The organism is Streptomyces sp. NPDC001599, from assembly GCF_042893535.1.
In the GTDB taxonomy this organism is placed as follows: domain Bacteria; phylum Actinomycetota; class Actinomycetes; order Streptomycetales; family Streptomycetaceae; genus Streptomyces.
Map to the genome: position 1 here is coordinate 105995 of NZ_JBIAVA010000006.1, position 19677 is coordinate 125671.

Consider the following 19677-nt stretch of genomic DNA (forward strand, 5'->3'; position numbering starts at 1 on the left):
GGATGGGCAGCGGTGACGGCAGGCGGATCGACGCCTTCGTGTCGTACAGCCGGGCGGCCGACTCCCGGCTCGCCCCGTCGATCCAGCGCGGACTCACCCGCCTCGCCAAGAAGTGGTACCGCATCCGGGCACTGAACGTCTTCCGGGACCAGACGGACCTGTCCGCCTCCCACGCCCTGGGCGCCTCGATCGAGCGCGCGCTCGCCGACGCGCGGTTCTTCGTGCTGCTCGCCTCGCCGGCCGCCGCGGAGTCGAAGTGGGTGGGCAAGGAGATCGAGTTCTGGCAGCGCAACAGGACGAGCGACACCTTCCTCATCGCGCTGACCGACGGGACCATCAGGTGGGACGACGAAGCGGGAGACTTCGACTGGTCGGTGACCGACGCCCTGCCGCGGAGTCTGTCGGGGTACTTCGAGGCGGAACCGCTGTGGCAGGACCTCACCTGGTCCCGTGACGCCGACCGCCTCTCCCTGTGGCACGCGGGTTTCCGCGACGCCGTGGCGACGCTGGCGGCTCCGATCCACGGATCCACGAAACGCGCACTGGACAACGCCGAGGTCAAGGAACACCGGGCACTGCTGCTCGTGGGCGCGCTGGCCATGGCACTGATCCTCACCCTGGCCGTTTCCTTCGGGATCCAGTACTGGTTCGCGACGGCCGAAAGGGACCGGGCGAACGCGAACGCCCGTGACGCCACGGTGATGAGCGCGATCCAGCGGGCGCAGGTCGAGTTGGCCAATGCCGAGACGGGCTACGACGTCAGAGCCTATGGACGGCTGATGGCGGCACGGTCCCTCGCCGGGAGACCGTCGGTGGAGGGCGCCGCCTACGACGCCGCGCTCGACGCCGCCTACTCCCGCCCCAACCTGCTGCGGGTCACCGAAGTCGACAGCGGTCCCGACGGCCGGGCCGCCATGACGGTCGACGGCGGGCGGGTCGCCTTCGGGGGGAAGGAGCGGCCGACGCTCTGGAGTACCGCCACCGGCCGCCCGTCCGGGCCCGCCCTGGAAGCCGCGGAAATGACGGATTCCAGGGTGCTCGCCCTCGCGTTCTCGCGCGACGGGAAACGTCTTGCCGCGGCCTTCGAAACGGCCGTCGTGCTCTGGGACGCGGCGTCCGGGAAGAAGATCAACGAATTCGCCACGGACCGCCGCACCACCACTTCCCTGGCGCTCAGTCCCGACGGGACGACCGTCGCCGTGGCCGGGGGAGGCCTGCGGATCTGGGACGCCGGCAGCGGAAGGCGCCTCGGAGAACCCCTGGGCGTGACGGGCGACCGGGTCGTCTTCAGCCCCGACGGCCGAAAGCTCGCCTTCGACGCGCTCAACAACGGGGGGTCCGAGGTCCACGTCCGGGACGTCGGCGCGGTGGGTGCCGATGGGGTCGTCATTCCGTACCCGCACGACGTGATCAGCGACATCGCCTTCGCGCCGGAGGGGGATGCCCTCGCCGTCGGTACCGAAGACGGCGGACTGCGCCTTTGGGACCCGGACTCCGGTGAGGCGGCGGGCCGGGCCGTGTCCGGTCACCGGGGCGCGATCCGGGCCATCGCCTTCGCCGCCGGCGGCTCCCGCATCGCCACGGCGGGGGCCGACAGGACGATCCGCCAGTGGAACCCGGCGACCGGGTCCCCGATCGGTTTTCCGCTCACCGGCCACGCGGGTCCCGTCGACTTCGTCGCGTTCTCGCGCGGCGGAAGTGAACTGGTCTCGCTCGGGGAGGACGCGACACTGCGCCGCTGGGACGCGCGGAACGCCCTCCTGCGAACCGGGCCCGACGACGCCAGCGCCCCGGACGCCCTCGCCGTCGACCCCCGCGGGGCCAAGGTGGCGGTCGGCGGCAGCGAAGGGGTGCGCGTCTTCGACCAGGAGACCGGCGTCCAAGTGGCGACACTGGACCTCCCGCAGGGTGTCCTGAGCCTGTCCTACTCGCCCGACGGCACCTCCCTGCTGATCGTGAGCCCCGACGCTCTGCGGCTGTGGGCGGAGGGGCCCGAGGCGCGCACGGTCGCCCTCGACTCCTCCGTCGGTCCGGTCAGCAGCGCGGCCTTCATGCCCTGGGGCCGGCAGATCGTGGTCGGCTCGTACGCGGGCAAGCTCCTCTTCGAAGATCTCGACGCCAAGGCCGCCGGTACGCCCAGCGCGTCGATCGACATCAGGTGCTCGGCGCAGCATCTGTCCGTCAGCCAGGACGGGATGCAGGTCGCGTACGCCTGCGACGACACCGGGGGCGTCGCCGACGCGAAGGCCGGAAGGGTCCGCACCTTCGACGCCCAGGACAGGGTCACCGCCCTGGTGATCAGCCCGGACGGGCGCACTCTGATCGTCGGAACCCGGGACGGCACGGTCTGGCGGCAGGAGCACGATGCCGAAGCGTTCGTAGGGGTGGGGGTGCACCGGGGCACGGTGCTTTCGGTCGCCTACAGCCCCGACGGCCGCTGGTTCGCCTCGGCGGGCGACGACGGCTCCGTCGTGATCCATCCGCACGGAGCCCGAGAGGTCTCCGCCCGCATCCCCGCCCACACCGGTCCCGCCGAGGCCGTCGCCTTCAGCCGGGACGGCGGTCGTCTCATCTCCCTGGGAGCCGACAAGGCGGCCCGGGTCTGGCACATGTTCCGGGACCCGGCGGGCGACCTGTGCGCGCGGATCACCTACAACATGTCCGAGTCCGACTGGAAGAAGTGGATCTCGGACAGCTTCGGCTACCGGGACCAGTGCGCGGGCAAGCCCCGAGCGCACGGTTGACGCATTGGTCCAGACCTTCTACGTTGTGGGCGCTCGACTCCCTCACGCGCGCACGGTTCACCTCACCCCTGTACCACCCCACCACCACAGGGAGAGCCATGTACCACAGGCGCAGACCACCGACCAGGATCAGAACGCGGATCGCCGCCCTGGTGACCGCGTTGCTGCTGCCGCTCGCGGCGCTCACCGCGCTCGCGGCACCCGCCCAGGCGGCCGGAACACTGACGGCGACCTTCACCTCCCAGAGCAACGGGTCCGGATGGACGGGCAAATACGTCGTCCACAACAACGGCACGGCCGCCTCCGACGGCTGGACCCTGGAGTTCGACCTGCCGCCGGGCGTGTCCGTGAGCGGGCACCTCTACGGCGAAGCCACGGTCTCCGGCCGGCACGTGACCGTCGAGAACGCCTACTACAACGGCAGGGTCCCGGCGGGCGGTACCACCGAGCCCTACAGCTACCAGTTCTCGGCGACCGGCCCGGTCGGCACCCCGACCGGCTGCACCGTCAACGGCGACAAGTGCGACGGCACCCCCGACGTGCCGCCGACCGCCCCCGGCGCACCGGAGGCGACCGCGGTCACCGCGCACAGGGTCACGCTGAAATGGGCCGCGGCCCGGCCCGGTGACCACCCCGTCACCTCCTACGAGGTCCTGAAGGGCACGGAGACCGTCGCCACCACGAGCGGCACCTCCGCGACCGTCACCGACCTGACCCCGGCGACGAGTTACACCTTCACCGTCCGGGCCATCGACAGGCGCGGCAACGTCGGACCGGCCAGTGAACCGCTCACCGTCGAGACGGTGGACCCGGCGACCGACCCGACGCCGCCGACCGCGCCGGGCAACCCGCGCGCCACCGGCAGGACGGCCACCACCGTCGGCCTGGCCTGGGACGAGTCCACCGACAACGTGGCCGTGGCCGCCTACGACATCTACCGCGGCGGCACCCTGGCGAAGACCGTCGGGGCGGACACCACCACCGTCACGGTGGACGGACTCTCCCCGGCCACCGCCTACACCTTCACCGTCAAGGCCCGGGACACCGCCGACAACTCCTCGGCGGCCTCCGCGGCCGTGAAGGCGACCACCGACGACGTGGCCGGCCAGGGCAAGCAGCTCAAGGTCGGGTACTTCGTGCAGTGGGGCATCTACGGGCGCCAGTACTTCGTGAAGAACCTCGACACCTCCGGCGCGGCGAAGCAGCTGGACGTCGTCAACTACGCCTTCGAGAACCTCGACCCGACCGGCCTCACCTGCCAGGCCGGCGTCACCAAGGGCACCTCCGGCAACCCGCAGGACCCGGACGAGGGCACCGGCGCCGGTGACGCGGACGCCGACTACGCGCGGCCCATGTCCGCCGCCCAGTCCGTCGACGGGGTCGCCGACGACGGCTGGGGCAAGCTGCGCGGCAACCTCAACCAGCTGAAGAAGCTCAAGGCCAAGTACCCGCACCTCAAGGTCGTCGTGTCGCTCGGCGGCTGGACGTACTCGAAGTTCTTCTCGGACGCCGCCGCGACGCCGGAGTCCCGGAAGAAGTTCGTCGAGTCCTGCATCGACGTGTGGATCAAGGGCAACCTGCCCGTCTACAACGGCGCGGGCGGTCCGGGCACCGCGGCCGGCATCTTCGACGGCATCGACATCGACTGGGAGTGGCCGGGCTCCGAGGGCCACCCGGGCAACCACTACGGCGCCCAGGACAAGGACAACCTGACCGCCCTGCTCGCCGAGTTCCGCGCCCAGCTCGACGCGCTCGGCGGCGAGCACAAGCTGCTCACGGCGTTCACCCCGGCCGACCCGGCGAAGATCGAGGCAGGCTGGGACCTGACCAGGATCTTCGACTCCCTCGACTACGCCAACGTGCAGGGGTACGACTTCCACGGCTCGGGCAGCGACAACTCCTGGGAGCCCAACCGCACCGGGCACGCCTCCAACCTCTACGCCGACGCGGAGGACCCCTACCCCTTCCACTTCAGCGTCGAGAACGCGATCCGGACGTATCTCGACGCCGGGGTCAACCCGCGCAAACTGACGGTCGGCTTCCCCTTCTACGGGCGCGGCTGGCAGGGCGTCAGCGAGGGCGGCGTCGCCGGTGAGTGGCAGGACGCGGGCGGCGCGGCACCCGGCCAGTTCCCCGCGGAGGCCGGGGTCCGCGGCTACAGCAACCTGATCGGCAGCTACCCGTCCATGGCCGTCCACCACGACGAGGAGTCGGTGTCCACCTTCGGCTACACCGGTCCGGGGGGCCAGTGGTGGTCCTTCGACGACACCTGGTCGATCGGGAAGAAGACCGACTGGGTCAAGTCCAAGGGGCTGCTGGGCGGTTTCGTCTGGGAGATGTCCGGCGACACCTCGGACGGCCGTCTGATGACCGCGCTGGACAACGGACTGAAGTGAGGCACGGCGCACCCGGCACGGCGCACCCGGCTCGCCGCCACTCCGCGCAGAAGCGGTGGCGAGCCGGGTGCGGCCGGGCCTCGTGCCCTCCGTGCCAGAATGGGAGCCCCGCACTCGTACCCGCACGCCGCACCGCCCCGAGGTTCCCGTGACCAAGCCCGTCGCCCGTGAGCCGCAGCGCCGCAACGCGCGGTCGAACCGGGCGCGCATCCTGGCCACCGCCCGCCGGGAGCTGGGGCGGAACCCGGACACCACGCTGGAGGAGCTGGCCCGGGCCGCCGGTGTCGTACGGCGTACCCTTTTCGGCCACTTCCCGGGGCGTGCGGCGCTCCTGGAGGCCCTCGCCGAGGAGGCGTCCGAGGTGCTGCGGGGCGCGATGGCCGACGCGGCGCAGCCGGACGAACCGGCCGACCGGGCGCTGGCGCACTTCACGCTGCTGATGTGGTCCGTGGGAGACCGCTACCGCATGCTGCTGGCCCTGGCCCGGCACGACCTGGGCGTGGAGCGCGTGGCCGAGATCCTGGCCCCGGCCCGCGCCGAGGTCACCGCCATCCTGGAGCGCGGCCAGCGGGACGGGGCCTTCCCGGCCCACCTGCCCCCCGCCGTGCTGAGCGCGGGGCTCGAGGCGATGGTCGTCGCGCTCCTGGAGCAGGTCAACACCGGTGCCCTGGAAGACGACGGCACCCGGACCGCCGCCGCCATGCTCATCGCGGCCGGTGTGCCGGAGCGGCGGGCGCGGGCCGTCGTCGAGGCCGTGCGCCCGGCGGTGCGCGCGAAGTCCGTCCCGGCCGAGTAGGCCGCCCCCCCGTTCGGCCGAGTAGGCCGCCCTCCCCGTTCGGCCGAGTAGGCCACTCTCCCCGTTCAGTAGGCGCCCCCGGTTGGCGGGCGCCTTATTTGCACGTCCATGTGCAACAAACTACGCTGCTCTTGTCTGCTCACTCATGGGCAATTAACTCGCCCTCGCTTGTCTCCGGGAGCCTCCATGCCCCTACTCGCCACCACCCCCGTCGAGAAGATGCCCGGGCCCTACGCCCGGCGCTGGTGGGCTCTCCTCGTGCTCTGCCTGAGCCTGCTGATCGTCGTCATGGCCAACACGTCCCTGATCGTGGCCGCCCCGGACATGACGACCGACCTGGGCCTGAGCAGCAGCGACCTCCAGTGGGTCATCGACGGCTACACCGTCCCGTACGCCGCGCTGATGCTGGTGCTCGGCGCGATCGGCGACAAGTACAGCCGACGCGGGGCCCTGGTCACCGGTCTGGTGATCTTCGCGGGCGGTTCGGTGATGGGCAGCCTGGTCCACGAGACGGGGCTGGTCATCGCGGCCCGCGCCGTCATGGGCGTCGGCGCCGCCGTCGTCATGCCGGCCACGCTGTCCCTGCTGGTCGCGGTCTTCCCGAGGGGCGAGCGCGCCCGCGCCATCACGGCCTGGACCGCCACCTCCGGACTCGCCATCGCGGTCGGGCCACTGGTCGCCGGGTGGCTCCTGGAGGACCACGCCTGGGGCTCGACCTTCCTGGTCAACGTCCCCGTCGCGGTCCTCGCCGTCATCGGCGCGCTGGTCCTCGTACCGCCGTCCCGGGCGGCCGGTGCGGGCCGCATCGACTACGTCGGCGGGCTGCTCTCCATCGTCTCCGTCGGCAGCCTGGTATACGCGACGATCGAGGGCCCGCACTTCGGCTGGGGCGCGGGACCGGTCGCCGCGGCGGTTGTTGCCGGGGCCGGTCTGATCGCCTTCGTGGCCTGGGAGCTGCGCCACCCGCACCCCATGCTGGACGTGCGCAGGTTCCTGCTGCGGCCCTTCAGCGGCTCGATGCTCGCGGTGCTGTTCTTCTTCTTCGGCACCTACGGCGCCATCTACTACGCCACGCAGTTCCTCCAGTTCGTCCTCGGCTACGGCGCGCTGGAGACCGGCGTACGGCTGCTGCCGCTGGCCGGGGCCGTGTTCGTCGGTGCCGCGGTGACCGGGCGGCTGACCCCGAAGCTGGGCGTACGGGCCATGGTCGGCTCCGGCATGGCCATCGGCACCGTCGGTGTCTTCCTGCTGGTCCTGATCGACCAGGGCTCCACCTACGCCGACTTCCTCGCCCCGATGCTGCTGCTCGGCCTCGCCATCGGCCTCAGCGTCTCCCCGGCGACCGACACCATCATGGGCTCCTTCCCGGAGAGCGAACTCGGCGTCGGCGGCGGCGCCAACGACACCGCGCTGGAACTCGGCGGCTCCCTCGGCATCGCCGTCCTGGGCTCCCTCCTCGGCACCTCCTACCGGGACGAACTGGCCGGCCTGGTGGGCGACCGGCTCCCGGCCGCCGCACTGGACACCGCCCAGGACTCGGTGGGCGGCGGACTCGCCGTCGCCGAGCGGCTCGCCACCAGCCCGGCCGCCGGACCCGAGCAGGCGCAGGCCCTCGCCGACGCCGTGAACCGGGCCTTCGCCCACGGCGTCTCGACGACCAGCCTCGTCGGCGGCGTCATCATGGCCGCGGGCACGTTGATCGTCCTCGCCGTCCTGCCCGGCCGCCGCGCCCGGCGGTCGGCCCAGGCCGAGGCCGACACGACGGAGGCCCGGGACACCGAACTCAGCCGTTCCGGGAGCTGAGCCGCCCCCGCCCCCGCCCTGCGCCGCCCGCACCCGCCCCCGCTCGGTCAGTCGGCCAGCGCCGCCAGCTCCTCCGCCGTCCGCGGACCCCTCGCCGAGTCCGCCAGCAGGCCCCGCGCCCGCAGCAGCCCGGCCGCCGCGACGCCCCAGGGGAGCCGCAGCCCGGCCTGCCGCAGCAGGTCGGCGCGGGCCAGCGTCGGGGCGGCCGGGCCGGTGCGCACACCGTCCGGGGTGAGCAGGGCGGCGTCGTTGGACCAGCGCAGGGCGAGGTCGACGTCGTGGGTGGCCATCACCACGGTGGTGCCGCCCGCGCGCAGCCGGTCCAGGGTGGCGAGCAACCGCTCCTGCCCGTCCGGGTCGAGACCGGCGGTCGGCTCGTCGAGGATCAGCACCCGGGGCCGCATCGCGACCGCCCCCGCGATCGCGGTCCGCTTGCGCTGCCCGTAGGACAGCAGGTGCGTGGGCCGCTCGGCCAGCGCCGCGATGTCCAGCGCGGCGAGCGCCTCCCCGACCCGGGAGCGCACCTCCGCGTCGGGCAGCCCCAGGTTCAGCGGGCCGAAGGACACGTCCTGGCCGACCGAGGCCGCGAAGAGCTGGTCGTCCGGGTCCTGGACCACCAACTGCACGGTGGTCCGCAGCCGGGTCAGCCCCTTGCGGTCGTAGGTCACCGGCTCCCCGTCGACCGTCAACGTCCCCGCACGCGGCCTCAGTCCGCCGCTGAGCAGCCGCATCAGCGTTGTCTTGCCACTGCCGTTGCGGCCGAGCAGCGCCAGTGCGCGCCCCTCGCGCACCGCGAAGTCCAGGCCCGTCAGCACGTCCGGCCCCTCCTCGTACGCGAACGACGCGCCCCGCAGGGCGACCAGGGGCAGGGCCGGTTCCGGTGACCGCGCCGGTTCGCTCACGACAGGGGTCCTTCCAGTACGAGGGTGAGAGCGGCCAGCACCGCAAGGAGCGCGACGCTCGCCGCCGTGAACGGCACCGACACCCGGGCCTCGGGCACCAGCACGCGCAGGGTGCCGTCGTAACCGCGCCCGGCGAGCCCGGTCTGCAGCCGGGCCGCCCGGTCGAAGGCCCGCACGAACGCGGTGGCGCCGAGCCCGCCGAGCGAACGCCAGGCCGCCGCCCGGCTGGTGTGCCCGAGCCGCGCGGCCTGCGCCTGACGGATCCGGCGCACCGAGTCCAGCAGCAGGAAACTCATCCGGTACGTCACCAGCGCCACGTCCACGACGGGCGCGGGCACCCCGGCCCGCACCAGGCGCGGCAGCAGGTCGGACATCGGCGTGGTGAACGCGAACAGCAGCACCCCCAGCGAGGCCGCCGAGGTGCGCAGCAGCAGCCCACCCGCGCGCACCGCGCCGCCGTCGGCCGCCGACAGGAACCCGTCCGGGCCCCCGACCTGCACCAGCAGCGGCAGCGCCCCCGTCACGCAGAAGCCCAGCGGTACCCGGTAGGCCCGCCACAGCCGACGCCCGGGCACGCCCGCCGGGCCGAGCAGCACCGCCAGCGCCGCCACCAGCACCAGCGCGGCACCCGGCCAGGGCGGCAGCGAGATCGCGAGCACGGTCAGGCCGAGACCGAGCACGGCTTTGTCCAGGGGATGGCGGCGGCGCCATCGACTGCTGTGCGCCGCCGCGTCGATCGGCAGCACTCAGTCCCCTTCGGGGGCGTCCCCCGCGGCCGCCGTGGCCTCGGAGGTGGCCAACGCCCGTTCCTCGCCCTGCCGTCGACCCCGGCGCAGGCCGAAGTAGTACGCCAGCACGCCCGCGCCGAGCGCGGCCTGCAGCGCGAACAGCGCCGACTCGACCTCCCCGGACGGCGGTTCGTACAGCGGGGAGAACCACGGTTCGTAGTCCGGCTCGATCTCGGTGATCGCCGTCTCCGCCTCCGCGTCGGACCCGGCGAACGGTTCCTCCTTGTGGTCGCCGAGGCCCAGCACCAGCGGCAGTACCGCCAGCGCGGCCACGGCGAGCAGCAGCAGGGTGTTGATCTTCGCGTTCCGGCTCATCGGGCCACCGCCTCCCGCTTCCGCTCGCCGGACCGGGTCAGCAGCACGCCCAGCCGGGTCAGTTCGCCCTTGCTGGACTGCACGAGCAGCCGCATCACGATCACGGTGAGCAGGCCCTCGCTGACCGCGAGCGGGATCTGCGTGACGGCGAAGATCGAGCCGAACTTGCCGAGCGCGCCCAGGAATCCGCTGCCCGGGTCGGGGAAGGCCAGCGCCAGCTGCACGCTGGTCACGCAGTAGGTCGACAGGTCGGCGACGAACGCGCCGAAGAACACGGTGACCATCAACGGCACGTCCCAGCGGCGCAGCAGCCGGTAGACGCCGTACCCGGCCCAGGGGCCGACGATCGCCATCGAGAAGACGTTGGCGCCGAGCGTGGTCAGCCCGCCGTGGGCGAGCAGGAGCGCCTGGAAGAGCAGGGTGATGGTGCCCAGGACCGCCATGATCGGCGGCCGGAACAGGATCGCGCCCAGACCGGTGCCGGTCGGATGGGAGCAACTCCCGGTGACCGACGGCAGCTTCAGGGCCGACAGGACGAACGTGAAGGCTCCGGAGGCGCCGAGGAGCAGCGTGCTCTCCGGGTGCTCCCTGACCTCACGGGTGAGTGACCGGACTCCGTGGACGACGAACGGCGCGGACGCGACACCCCAGGCGATCGCGTGCGCCGGTGGCAGAAAGCCCTCGGCTATGTGCATGGCTCAGCAGACCCTCTCCAGCACCTCGTGGATGGACGACGCGCCTTGGCCGGTCTCCTGGCTTACGGGTACCACCGCCCGTGCTCCGCCTTCCCGGATCGCAAGCGATCCAGTGGCTGCCCGCCAGGGCCGGAGCCGGACTTCCCGATTCACAGTGGCGAGGGCCGCACCGGCATCACACCGGATTTCCCGTTCACCAAGGCGTGGCGACAGTAGTGCTCCCACGGGGGCGGGCACAAGCGGGCCTCGGACCCGGCGGGCGCCCCGCCGGGCCGCCGAACAGGCCTCGGTGCTGCGCAAACGCCCGGCGCCGCCGTCAGCGGGACCGGCCGCCCCGCTCGGGCCGCCGGACCACCATGTCCCGCATCCGGGTGGTCAGCGCGGTCGCGGCGGCCGTGAGGAAGACGAAGCTGTAGGTGATCTGGAGGATGGCCACGACCCGTGCGGCCTGGCCGTGCGGGGTGATGTCCCCGTACCCGACGGTCGCGAGCGTCACCACGGTGAAGTACAGCGCGTCGATCCGGGTGTGCAGTCCGCTGAACTCGCCCGGCGACTTGGCGAGGGCGTAGTACGTGGCCGAGAAGACGTGCACGGACAGGACGATCAGCAGCGAGATGACCACCCCGGGCCGGCTGTCCGGACGGTCCAGGAGAACGTGCCGGATCTGCCGCAGCAGCAGTACGGCCACGACGGCCAGCAGCAGGGCGAACAGCACCCAGCTCAGCACCGGCCGCTGCGGCCCCAGGTGGTCGAGGGGGAGCAGGAAGTACGCCACGCCCACGGCGGCCGCGATCCCCGCCCGTACGAGCCAGGGCCGGACGGCGTCCCAGCCGGTACGGGGACGTGGGCGAGGTCGGGGGCGCGGGTGCGCGGTCCGGCGGTCCTTCACCGCGCCGCTCCCGCCGTCGGCGATCCGTCCGGCGCCCCGCCCGCTTCCGGCCGGGTCCGGCGCACCAGCTGGGCCACGACGAACGAGACGACCGAGGCCATGACGATCAGCGGCATCTGGTCGTGGGAGTCCCGGCCCATCAGCAGCACCGCCAGGACCGAGCTGGCCAGCGGCAGCCCCGTCACCGCGGCCGCCGCGGCGGCGATGCCGAGGGCGAGGGCCGGGGTGGCACCGAAGCCGGGCAGCCCGGAGCAGGCCAGGGCCGTCGCCGCGCCCAGCAGCACGGCCGGGAAGATCGGGCCGCCGCGCAGCGCGCCCAGCGCGACGCCCCAGGCCAGGCCCTTGCACACGACCAGCGCGACCAGCGCCCCCACGGACCAGGCGTGCGGATGCGCGGCGAGCTGGGCGAGGGTGGCCTGCCCGGACAGCGCGGCCTCGGCCGGGGAACGGCCGGTGATCAGCGCGTACGCGGCGACACAGACGCCGACCGCGGTGGCGCAGGCGACGGTGCGGGCGGCCGTGCGGCGCCGGGTCCAGGCGACGGTGCGACGGCCCAGCGCGCGGGCCAGCGTCACCAGTACGGCGATCAGGGCGGCGGTGGGCAGGCCCCACAGGAAGTCACCCGCGTCCGGATGGGCCTGCGGCGGCAGGTCGGGCAGGCCCAGCGCGCCGATCTCCAGCCCCGTCCACTGACCGAAGCCGGTGAAGACCAGGGCGCCGGTCGCGCTGGCCAGCAGGCAGGGCAGCAGCAGGGCGACCAGCTGGGTGCCGGCCAGCCCCGCCCCCTCGATGAGCAGGACCGCCGCCGCGATCGGGCCGCCGAGGATGGTGGAGATCGCGGCGGTGGAGCCGGCCGTGGCGAGGATCGCGCTCGCCCGCTGGTCGCCGCCCGCGCCCGCCCGCCGCACCGCCAGCAGGGCGAGCCCGCTGCCGACGGCCATGAGCGGGGCCTCGGGACCCAGCACCACGCCGAGCGGCAGCGTGGCCAGCGCGGCCAGCACCGCGCCGGGCAGCGCCCGGGGGCCGACGGGCGCGCCGCCCAGGCCGTTCACCGGCAGATGGCCGCCGCCGCCCGGCATCCGGGTCACGATCGGTGCCAGGATCAGCCCGGCGAGCACGAGCGCGGGCAGCGGCCACCACCACGGCGGGGTGTCGTATCCGGCCGCCTCGGGCAGCGACGTCCACACCCAGTGCTGCAACTCGTGCTGGAGCCCGACGAAGAAGAAGCAGGCCAGCGCGATGGGCACCCCCAGCAGCACGCACAGCAGCAACAGCCGCCGGTAGCCGGGGCTGAGCAGGGTCTGCCGCAGCGACCGCTCCGCCCGGTCCGGGACGGCGTTCGCCGGCGCGGTCACGGCACCCGTCCGCGCGGGCCCCGCCGGGGCAGCGGCCGACTCGTCACACGCCCTCCTTCTTCCGGCCCCGGGGTCCGCCGGTCACCGGGGCCGCGGGTGCCGCTCAGTTAACGCGAGGCCGGGGGCGCCCGCATGCGCACGCCCGGCGCGCGACTCACCCGTACGGCGGACCCGCGTGGCCGGGGAGCGCGAACGCCCGCAGGCTCTGAACGACCTGTCGGTGCCGTCGGCACCGGTGGGCAGCTGCCCCGTACGGGGGACACAGAAAGGACTTCGCTCATGAGCCAGCACGCCGAACCCTCTCCCGGCCGGCCGTCCCACGGCGGCGACGCCTCCTGGGCCCGGCGCTCGGGCGACCGCACCAGCGGCTGGGTGACCGGCGGGGTCGTCTTCGCGGGCGTACTGCTGCTGCTGAACGGCGCGCTCGCCGTCCTCCAGGGCATCGCGGCCATCGCCGAGGACGACGTGTACGCCCGTATCGGCACCTACGTCTACGAGATGAGCCTGACCGGTTGGGGGATCGTCCACGTCATTCTGGGCGCCCTCGTGTTCGTCACCGGGTTCGGTCTGCTCAAGGACATGGCCTGGGCACGGGTGGCGGGTATCGTCCTCGCCTCGCTGAGCCTGATCGCCCAGTTCCTGTTCCTGCCGTACGCGCCCGTGTGGTCCGTGATCATGATGGCGATCGACGTGTTCGTGATCTGGGCCCTGGCGAGCCGTCAGGACACCGCGTCCTCCCGGGCCTGAGACGCCACGCCCGGAACCGACGGACGGTCACCACCGCGGGTGCGGGGTGACCGTCCGTCGGGTCCGGGCTCAGTGGCGGCGCAGGCTCCGGGCCAGCGCCGTCGCCGCCGCCGCGGTGCCCACGGCGGCCGCCGCCGTGGCCGCGAGGGCCAGGGCCCGCGCCCGCGGACCGGGAGCGGCCGGACGGGCGCCCGGGGCGGTGCCGTACGCGCTGCCCGGAGCCCCCGGGCCGGTCGCGGGGCCGGGCGGCAGGGCCGAGGCCAGCAGTTCCGCCAGGTGGACGCCCTCGTGGCCGCCGCTGTCGAACTCGTGGATCTGGGTGCGGCAGCTGAACCCGTCGGCGAGGACGACGGTCGACTCGTCCTCCTCCCGCAGCCGCGGCAGCAGCACCCGCTCCGCGCACGCCTCGCTGACGTCCAGGTGCCCGCGCTCGAAGCCGAAGTTGCCGGCCAGCCCGCAGCAGCCGGAGTCCAGTCGTTCCGCGTCCACCCCGGCCCGGCGCAGCAGCTCCTGGTCGGCCTCCCAGCCCAGGACCGCGTGCTGGTGGCAGTGCACCTGGGCCAGCGCACGCGCGGACCGGTCGGGGACCCGCGGGGGCTCGTAACCGGGGGAGTGATCGGTGAGCAGCTCGGAGAGGGTCACCGTCTGCTCGGCCAGTCGCAGCACGTCCTGGTCGCCGGGGAACAGCTCGGCCGCGTCGGCCCGGAACACGGCCGTGCAGCTCGGCTCCAGTGCCACGACCAGGCCGCCCGCCCGGACATGGCCGGCCAGCGCGCGCACGGTCCGGGTGAGGACCTTCTCGGCGGTGCCGAGCTGCCCGGTGGAGATCCAGGTCAGCCCGCAGCACAGCGGCTCGTGCGGCAACTCCACCCGCCAGCCGGCCTGTTCGAGGACCCGTACCGCCGCCCGGCCGATGTGCGGGTGGAAGTGGTTGGTGAAGGTGTCCGGCCACAGCAGCACGGACCCGCGGCGGCCGTCACCCTCGGGCTCGTGGTCCGCGAACCACTGCGCGAAGGTCCGCTCCGCGAACAGCGGCACCTCCCGGTCGGCCACCCCGGCCACCAGCACCGCGGCCTTCGACAGCAGCGGCGCGTGCGTGAGCGCGTTGACCACCGGCGCGAGCCGGGCGCGGCCCACCACCTGCGCGAGCGCCGGCAGCCAGCCCATCGACCAGTCCGAACGCGGCCTGCGCCACGGCCGACCGGCGTAGTGGTGGGACAGGAACTCCGCCTTGTACGTGGCCATGTCCACGTCCGCCGGACAGTCCTTCTTGCACCCCTTGCAGGCCAGGCACAGATCGAGGGCGTCCTTCACCGCCTCCGAACGCCAGCCGTCCCGGATCGCGCCGTCCCCGTGCCCGTCGAGCATCTCGAACAGCAGCCGGGCCCGGCCCCGCGTCGAGTGCTCCTCCTCGCGGGTCACCTGGTACGACGGGCACATCACCGTGCCGTCGCTGGTGTGCTGCCGGCACTTTCCGACCCCGACGCAGCGATTGGCCGCCTGGGAGAACGAACCCCCGTCGTGCGGGAAGCGGAAGTGCAGGTCACGGGGCTCGAACGGAGCCCAGTCACCGCCGAGCCGCAGGTTGTCGTCCAGCCCGTACGGCGCGACGACCTTCCCCGGGTTCATCCGGTCCAGCGGGTCGAACACGGCCTTCAGCCGCCCGAACGCCTCCACGAGCCGGTCCCCGAACATCCGCCCCAGCAGCTCGCCCCGGCTCTGCCCGTCCCCGTGCTCGCCGGACAGCGAGCCGCCGAACTCGACGACGAGGTCGGCGGCCCGCTCCATGAACCTCCGGTACGTCGCCACCCCGTCCGCGGTGTACAGGTCGAACGGGATCCGGGTGTGCACGCAGCCCTGCCCGAAGTGGCCGTACAGGCTCGGTCCCGTGTCGCTCAGGTACCCGAACTCCTCGAACAGGCCGCGCAGCCGTCGCAGGTAGTCGCCCAGCTTCCCGGGGGAGACCGCCGAGTCCTCCCAGCCCTCGAAGGTGTCGGGCTTGCCCGGGATGTGCGCGGTGGCGCCGAGCCCGGCCTCGCGGACCTGCCACAGGTCCTCCTCGTGCGACGGGTCGTCCAGGAACGCGCAGTCGGCGTCCCGTTCGGAGCGGTGCACGGCCTCCAGCAGCCGGTGCGCCCGCGCGTCGGCCTCCTCGGCGGTGTCCCCGCCGAACTGCACCATCAGGTAGGCGTTGCCCTCGGGCATCTCGGCCAGCGCCTCGGGGTTCAGGTGCTTGATCCGCTCGTCGCGCACCAGCCGGGCGTCGACGCCCTCCAGGGCGATCGGCTCGTGCGGGAGGATGTCGGGCACCGCGTCGGCGGCCTTGTCGATGCTGTCGAAGCCGAGCACGAGCAGGGAGCGTTCCTTCACCACCGGCACCAGCTTCAGCTCCGCCCGCACCACCGTGACCAGCGTCGACTCGCTGCCCACCAGCAGCCCCGCCACGTCGAAGCCGAACTCCGGCAGCAGGGAGTCCAGGTTGTAGCCGGAGACCCGGCGCGGGACGTCCGGGAACCGGCGGCGGATCTCGTCCCCGTAGGTGTCGCGCAGCGCCCGCAGCCGCCGGTAGACGGTCGCCCGCAGATCGCCCTGCCGCTCGATCTCGGCGTACTCCTCGTCGTCCGTCCGGCCGCACCAGAAGCGGGTGCCGTCGTACAGCAGCACCTCCAGGCGGGCGATGTTGTCCACGACCTTGCCGTGCGCCTGTGCGGTGGCACCGCAGGAGTTGTTGCCGATCATGCCGCCGATGGTGCAGTTGGCGTGGGTGGCGGGCTCGGGCCCGTAGCGCAGGCCGTGCGGCGCGAGTTGCCGGTTCAGGTCGTCGAGCACGATCCCGGGCTGGACGACGCAGGTGCGGGCGCCGGGGTCCACCGACTCCACCCGGGTGCAGTACTTCGACCAGTCGAGGACCACGCCCGCGTTGGTGCACTGCCCGGCCAGGCTGGTCCCGCCGCCGCGCGAGAGCACGGGTGCGCCGAACTCCCGGGCCACGGCCACCGCTTCCACCCCGGCCTCCGGGGTACGCGGGACGACCACGCCGAGGGGGGTCTGCCGGAAGTTCGACGCGTCCGTGGAGTAGGCGGCCCGGCTTCCGGCGTCGAAGCGGACCTCACCGTCCACCCGCTCGCGCAGGGCGTCCTGGAGGGCGTCGGTGTCGACCTTCGGTGGTGCCCCCTCGCGCGTGACGGGTTCGGGCAGGTCCAGCGCACCCATGGGCTCTCCGTAAGTTGATCGGCGGCCCGGGAGGGCCGGACGTGGCCGTCGCTGAGTACCCTGCCCGCCCCGGGGCAATCACCGGACACGGAGCGTCGCCAACCGTGTCGCTGTTGGGCCGAACGGGTGACTTGGCGTAAGAATTGGCTGGTGCAGGCAATGAAGGCGAGTGAAATCGGGGGAGCCGGTGAACAGCCACGACGTCACCGATGAGCAGTGGGAAGGGCTCGCCCAGGTAGTTCCGCTGCGCGGGCGCGACGCCTGGCCGTCCGCGGTCGGTCACCGGGCGATGCCGGAGGCGGAGACGGAGCGGCGCCGCCGGTTCGTCGTCCTGAGGGTCAACGTGTTCGCGGACGCCCGCGAGGTCGCCGAGACCCTGATGGCGGGGATCCCGGTGCTCCTGGACCTGACCAGCGCCGAGGGCGAGGTCGCCAAGCGGGTCCTGGACTTCAGTACCGGCGTCGTCTTCGGCCTGGCCAGCGGGATGCACCGGGTGGACCGCAACGTCTTCCTGCTGACCCCGGCGGGCACCGAGGTGAACGGGCTGATGGAGAGCGCGGCGGGGGTGCCGGGAGTGTGACGGTCCGCTCCGGCCCTGACCGTCCGGTCCCTCGATCGTAGGAAAGCCGTCCGGGCAAAACGGTTCGCCGTCCGGCGGGGTCCTACGGTCCGCATATGGCAGCGTCACCTGCGTCCTCCGCGTCACCCGCGTCCTCCGCGTTACCGGCGTCCGGCGCGCCGATCCCCGACCGTCCCCGCGTCACCCAGCTGCGGCTGTCCGCCTTCGCCGGGCACCGGCGCGCCGTGCTGCGGCTCGGGCCGCTCACCGTGCTCGCCGGGCCCAGCGGCAGCGGCAAGACCAGTGCGCTCAGGGCGTACGACGCCCTGGCCCGGCTCGGCGGCGGCGCGGAACTCGGCGCGGTCTTCCCGGACCCGGGCGCCTGCGTGCCCGAGCGGGCCCGGCCCGACGCGCAGCACCGCCGGGGCTTTCGCATCGGCTGCACGGCCGACGGCGCCGAGGGGCCGGTGCACCTGGACGTCGCCGTGCAGGCCGAGCCCGAACTGCGCATCGTGGGGGAGCGGCTGACGGCGGACGGCGTGGTGCTGCTCGAGACGGCCCTGCGCGACCCCGGCCGCCGTGCCGTGCAGGCGGCCTGGCACACGGCCGGGTCGGCGCCCGTGACCCGCGCCCCGCTGCCCGACGACCGGCTCGGCACCCCGCTGCTGCCGCTGCGGGTGGCCGGCAAGACGGACGGGCAGCGCAGGGTGCTCGCGGCGGCCGAACAGATGGTGGTCGCGCTGCGCTCCGTCTTCGCCTGCGATCCGCGGCCGGGCCGGATGCGGGAGCCCGTACCCACCGGCTCGGGGCGCCTGCTCGGCGGCTGCGACAACCTCGCCGACGTGCTGTGGCGCACCCGCGCCGAGTGCGGCCGGCGGCACGCGCAGTTCGTCGCGGCGGTACGGGCCGGATGCGCGGGCCCCGTCGAGGACGTCCTGGCCGAACCGGCCCTCGGCGGGGTGGTCCGCGCGCTCCTCGACCGGGGCGACGGCGTCCGTACCGGCCTCGGCCGCCTCGGCTACGGCGAACTGCGCTACCTCGCCCTCGCCCTGGTGCTGTTCACCGGCCCCGGCGTGCTGGAGGTCGACCCGGCCGGCGAGGTCCCCGCCGCGCTGCAGACGCTCACCGTGCTCGCCGACGGCTTCGACCGCGGCCTCGACGTGCGCCAGCGCGCCGAACTGCTCCGGCTGGCCGCGCGGATGTGCGACCGGGGACACATCCGCCTCGTCGGAGCGGTCGCCGACGCGTCGTGGGCGGTCGAGGCGGTGGGGGAGGCGGGGCAGGCAGGGGCGGCCGGAGCGGGCGGCGTCACGGTGGTACACCTGAACCCGTGACCGATCATCCCCGCGACCTCGCGGCACTGCGGCGCAGGCTGGCCGAGTTCGCCGCCGCGCGCGACTGGCAGCCGTACCACACCCCGAAGAACCTGGCCGCCGCGCTGAGCGTGGAGGCCTCCGAACTCCTCGAGATCTTCCAGTGGTTGACGCCCGAGCAGTCGGCCCGCGTCATGACCGACCCGGACACCGCCCACCGGGTCCGGGACGAGGTCGCCGACGTCCTGGCGTACCTCCTCCAGTTCTGCGAGGTGCTCGGAGTCGACCCGCTGGCCGCGCTGGAGGAGAAGATCGAGCGCAACGAGTCCCGCTTCCCGGTGGCGGGCGAGGTGGGCCGACCGGAAGGCTGAACCCGGGGGAGTCAACCACTCCGTTATCACTCTCCGCAGTCAGATTCCGGCCAGAAATCGCGATGGTGTCCGAAGATTTCCGCCTTCCTCTGGCTTTTCGTCCCACACGCCTTCACTCTGGGTAGTGAACAACGGAGTTCGGGCGGACGCGTCGAGAGCGCGTCGGACAGACGGGGGCAGCGCATGGACGCTGTGCGGCTCATCGTGACGAGTGGGCGTGCCCTGGCCGCCGGCGGCGAGGTGCCGGAGGTCCTGACGGAGGTGTGGCAGGTGCAGGCCCTGGCCCAGGCGATCGGCAGCCGGCTGGCGGTCCACGGACCACCCGAACTGCGCGGCGAGGCCATCGGGTTGACCGAGCTGGCGGGCCGCGGCTGCGGGGTGCTGCACACTCCGGAGCTGGCCCCGGGCGAGCTGCGCGCCGCCCAGCTCACCGAACTGGGCGACGCCCGGCAGGCCCTGGTGCGCCTGGGCACCCTGCTCGGCGAGACCGGCATCGCCCTCGTGGGCGTCGCCTGCGCCGCCGACGACGAGGCGACGTACTGGCAGTGCATGGAGGCCATCGACGCGGCCGACGAGTCGCGCGACCGGGTCCTGGAGATGCTGCGCAAACTGGCGGACCGCGACGCGCACTTACCCGAGCGGGAGGCCGGGTAGGGGGTGTCGTTCGGATCGGGCCGGCTCCAGGCAACGGTGCCCTGCGGCCCACCCCAGGCAAGATCCGAGCGACACCCCTGGGACGGTCACCGGGGGCCGCGCGCCGCGCGCCGCGACGTGGAGCCTGTGCCGTACCC

At 73.5% G+C, this 19677-nt stretch carries 16 protein-coding genes and 1 riboswitch; of the genes, 9 read left to right on the top strand and 7 right to left on the bottom strand.

Going from position 1 to position 19677, the window contains the following annotated elements:
* The first annotated feature begins 2 nt into the window (after positions 1 to 2).
* The 4 genes from ACFYZ3_RS17490 (at position 3) to ACFYZ3_RS17505 (ending at position 7739) form a co-directional block, all read left to right on the top strand.
* The gene (locus tag ACFYZ3_RS17490; RefSeq protein ID WP_388518078.1) at positions 3 to 2744 is read left to right on the top strand and encodes a TIR domain-containing protein; all 2742 of its coding nucleotides are present in this window, start codon (positions 3 to 5) and stop codon (positions 2742 to 2744) included.
* Positions 2745 to 2842: 98 nt separating this feature from the next.
* Positions 2843 to 5140 (top strand): glycosyl hydrolase family 18 protein, encoded by a 2298-nt coding sequence (locus ACFYZ3_RS17495; RefSeq protein WP_388518081.1) that lies wholly within the window; start codon positions 2843 to 2845, stop codon positions 5138 to 5140.
* 148 nt (positions 5141 to 5288) lie between these two features.
* The gene (locus ACFYZ3_RS17500) at positions 5289 to 5936 is read left to right on the top strand and encodes a TetR/AcrR family transcriptional regulator (RefSeq protein ID WP_388518084.1); all 648 of its coding nucleotides are present in this window, start codon (positions 5289 to 5291) and stop codon (positions 5934 to 5936) included.
* A 186-nt stretch (positions 5937 to 6122) separates the two neighbouring features.
* Positions 6123 to 7739 (top strand): MFS transporter, encoded by a 1617-nt coding sequence (locus ACFYZ3_RS17505; RefSeq protein ID WP_388518087.1) that lies wholly within the window; start codon positions 6123 to 6125, stop codon positions 7737 to 7739.
* A 47-nt stretch (positions 7740 to 7786) separates the two neighbouring features.
* Here the strand turns inward: ACFYZ3_RS17505 and ACFYZ3_RS17510 are convergent, their stop codons facing one another.
* From ACFYZ3_RS17510 to ACFYZ3_RS17535, 6 genes are all read right to left on the bottom strand, one after another.
* Positions 7787 to 8641 carry an ATP-binding cassette domain-containing protein gene (locus tag ACFYZ3_RS17510; RefSeq protein WP_388518090.1) on the bottom strand — a complete coding sequence of 285 codons (855 nt, stop codon included), beginning with the start codon at positions 8639 to 8641 and terminating at the stop codon, positions 7787 to 7789.
* Positions 8638 to 9387, bottom strand: coding sequence for a cobalt ECF transporter T component CbiQ (gene cbiQ / locus ACFYZ3_RS17515; protein ID WP_388518093.1), 750 nt, complete (start codon positions 9385 to 9387; stop codon positions 8638 to 8640). Before cbiQ ends, ACFYZ3_RS17510 begins: the two co-directional genes overlap by 4 nt.
* The gene (locus ACFYZ3_RS17520; RefSeq protein WP_388518096.1) at positions 9388 to 9744 is read right to left on the bottom strand and encodes an energy-coupling factor ABC transporter substrate-binding protein; all 357 of its coding nucleotides are present in this window, start codon (positions 9742 to 9744) and stop codon (positions 9388 to 9390) included.
* Positions 9741 to 10439, bottom strand: a complete 699-nt coding sequence (locus tag ACFYZ3_RS17525; RefSeq protein ID WP_388518099.1) for an energy-coupling factor ABC transporter permease — start codon at positions 10437 to 10439, stop codon at positions 9741 to 9743. The genes ACFYZ3_RS17520 and ACFYZ3_RS17525 overlap by 4 nt, the downstream gene beginning before the upstream one ends.
* A 29-nt stretch (positions 10440 to 10468) precedes the next feature.
* Positions 10469 to 10655, bottom strand: a riboswitch (cobalamin riboswitch).
* A gap of 100 nt (positions 10656 to 10755) precedes the next feature.
* Positions 10756 to 11328 carry a potassium channel family protein gene (locus ACFYZ3_RS17530; RefSeq protein WP_388518102.1) on the bottom strand — a complete coding sequence of 191 codons (573 nt, stop codon included), beginning with the start codon at positions 11326 to 11328 and terminating at the stop codon, positions 10756 to 10758.
* Positions 11325 to 12683 carry a chloride channel protein gene (locus tag ACFYZ3_RS17535; RefSeq protein WP_388518105.1) on the bottom strand — a complete coding sequence of 453 codons (1359 nt, stop codon included), beginning with the start codon at positions 12681 to 12683 and terminating at the stop codon, positions 11325 to 11327. The genes ACFYZ3_RS17530 and ACFYZ3_RS17535 overlap by 4 nt, the downstream gene beginning before the upstream one ends.
* 279 nt (positions 12684 to 12962) lie before the next feature.
* Between ACFYZ3_RS17535 and ACFYZ3_RS17540 the strand changes: the two genes are divergently transcribed.
* The gene (locus ACFYZ3_RS17540; protein WP_388518108.1) at positions 12963 to 13430 is read left to right on the top strand and encodes a hypothetical protein; all 468 of its coding nucleotides are present in this window, start codon (positions 12963 to 12965) and stop codon (positions 13428 to 13430) included.
* A 69-nt stretch (positions 13431 to 13499) separates the two neighbouring features.
* Here the strand turns inward: ACFYZ3_RS17540 and ACFYZ3_RS17545 are convergent, their stop codons facing one another.
* A complete protein-coding gene (locus ACFYZ3_RS17545) occupies positions 13500 to 16643 on the bottom strand; it encodes an FAD-binding and (Fe-S)-binding domain-containing protein (protein WP_388518111.1) in 3144 nt (1047 codons plus the stop codon).
* 187 nt (positions 16644 to 16830) lie between these two features.
* On the opposite strand from ACFYZ3_RS17545, the gene ACFYZ3_RS17550 reads away from it, so the two are divergent.
* The 4 genes from ACFYZ3_RS17550 (at position 16831) to ACFYZ3_RS17565 (ending at position 19540) form a co-directional block, all read left to right on the top strand.
* On the top strand, positions 16831 to 17223 hold the full coding sequence (locus tag ACFYZ3_RS17550; protein WP_208298327.1) for a cell division protein SepF: 393 nt from the start codon (positions 16831 to 16833) through the stop codon (positions 17221 to 17223).
* Positions 17224 to 17318: 95 nt separating this feature from the next.
* Positions 17319 to 18536: an ATP-binding protein gene (locus ACFYZ3_RS17555; RefSeq protein WP_388518114.1), complete on the top strand. Its 1218-nt coding sequence runs from the start codon at positions 17319 to 17321 to the stop codon at positions 18534 to 18536.
* Entirely contained in the window at positions 18533 to 18886 is a 354-nt protein-coding gene (locus tag ACFYZ3_RS17560) for a nucleotide pyrophosphohydrolase (RefSeq protein ID WP_011030572.1), read from the top strand. The genes ACFYZ3_RS17555 and ACFYZ3_RS17560 overlap by 4 nt, the downstream gene beginning before the upstream one ends.
* A 183-nt stretch (positions 18887 to 19069) precedes the next feature.
* Positions 19070 to 19540 carry a DUF6099 family protein gene (locus tag ACFYZ3_RS17565; protein ID WP_388518117.1) on the top strand — a complete coding sequence of 157 codons (471 nt, stop codon included), beginning with the start codon at positions 19070 to 19072 and terminating at the stop codon, positions 19538 to 19540.
* Positions 19541 to 19677: the final 137 nt, after the last annotated feature.

What these genes read in the sequence shown, in the direction of transcription:
- ACFYZ3_RS17490 (WP_388518078.1), top strand. Translation starts at nt 3, where the DNA reads ATGGGCAGCGGTGACGGCAGGCGGATCGACGCCTTCGTGTCGTACAGC.
- ACFYZ3_RS17495 (WP_388518081.1), top strand. Translation starts at nt 2,843, where the DNA reads ATGTACCACAGGCGCAGACCACCGACCAGGATCAGAACGCGGATCGCC.
- ACFYZ3_RS17505 (WP_388518087.1), top strand. Translation starts at nt 6,123, where the DNA reads ATGCCCCTACTCGCCACCACCCCCGTCGAGAAGATGCCCGGGCCCTAC.
- ACFYZ3_RS17520 (WP_388518096.1), bottom strand. Translation starts at nt 9,744, where the DNA reads ATGAGCCGGAACGCGAAGATCAACACCCTGCTGCTGCTCGCCGTGGCC.
- ACFYZ3_RS17525 (WP_388518099.1), bottom strand. Translation starts at nt 10,439, where the DNA reads ATGCACATAGCCGAGGGCTTTCTGCCACCGGCGCACGCGATCGCCTGG.
- ACFYZ3_RS17540 (WP_388518108.1), top strand. Translation starts at nt 12,963, where the DNA reads ATGAGCCAGCACGCCGAACCCTCTCCCGGCCGGCCGTCCCACGGCGGC.
- ACFYZ3_RS17545 (WP_388518111.1), bottom strand. Translation starts at nt 16,643, where the DNA reads ATGGGTGCGCTGGACCTGCCCGAACCCGTCACGCGCGAGGGGGCACCA.
- ACFYZ3_RS17555 (WP_388518114.1), top strand. Translation starts at nt 17,319, where the DNA reads ATGGCAGCGTCACCTGCGTCCTCCGCGTCACCCGCGTCCTCCGCGTTA.
- ACFYZ3_RS17565 (WP_388518117.1), top strand. Translation starts at nt 19,070, where the DNA reads ATGGACGCTGTGCGGCTCATCGTGACGAGTGGGCGTGCCCTGGCCGCC.